The 787-nt window shown below is 47.3% G+C and carries 1 rRNA gene; it reads right to left on the bottom strand.

The annotated features are described in order from the left end of the window. A 23S ribosomal RNA gene (locus OQJ86_RS26350) occupies window positions 1–642 on the bottom strand; the annotation flags it as partial. Window positions 643–787: the final 145 nt, after the last annotated feature.

Here is a 787-nt window from a genome sequence, read left to right on the forward strand (position 1 = left end):
AGTCGCGCAGTTAACACTCGCTTTCGCTACGGCTCCCCTAGATGGTTAACCTTGCCACTGAATATAAGTCGCTGACCCATTATACAAAAGGTACGCAGTCACACCACGAAGGTGCTCCTACTGCTTGTACGTACACGGTTTCAGGTTCTATTTCACTCCCCTCACAGGGGTTCTTTTCGCCTTTCCCTCACGGTACTGGTTCACTATCGGTCAGTCAGTAGTATTTAGCCTTGGAGGATGGTCCCCCCATATTCAGACAGGATATCACGTGTCCCGCCCTACTCGATTTCACTGAATGTGCGTTGTCAACTACGGGGCTATCACCCTTTATTGCCGGACTTTCCAGACCGTTCGTCTAACGCATATAAAGCTTAAGGGCTAGTCCAATTTCGCTCGCCGCTACTTTCGGAATCTCGGTTGATTTCTTTTCCTCGGGGTACTTAGATGTTTCAGTTCCCCCGGTTCGCCTCGCTGCGCTATGTATTCACGCAGCGATACTAGCTTATGCTAGTGGGTTTCCCCATTCGGAAATCCCAGACTCAAGTGGTTTTTACTACCTAATCTGGGCTTATCGCAAGTTAATACGTCCTTCATCGCCTCTGACTGCCAAGGCATCCACCGTGTACGCTTAGTCACTTAACCATACAACCCGAAGGAGTTTCGAGTTGATGTTCAAATCACCAAAGTTGTCTCTCATTATTTGAATGAGCGAGAGACATTTCGATTTTGCCGGACTCAATTTCGAATAATCACTTAAAAGTGATATTCCCAAGAACACTTGAATGTG

Source organism: Vibrio sp. Sgm 5 (genome assembly GCF_026241575.1).
Taxonomy (GTDB): Bacteria; Pseudomonadota; Gammaproteobacteria; order Enterobacterales; family Vibrionaceae; genus Vibrio; species Vibrio jasicida.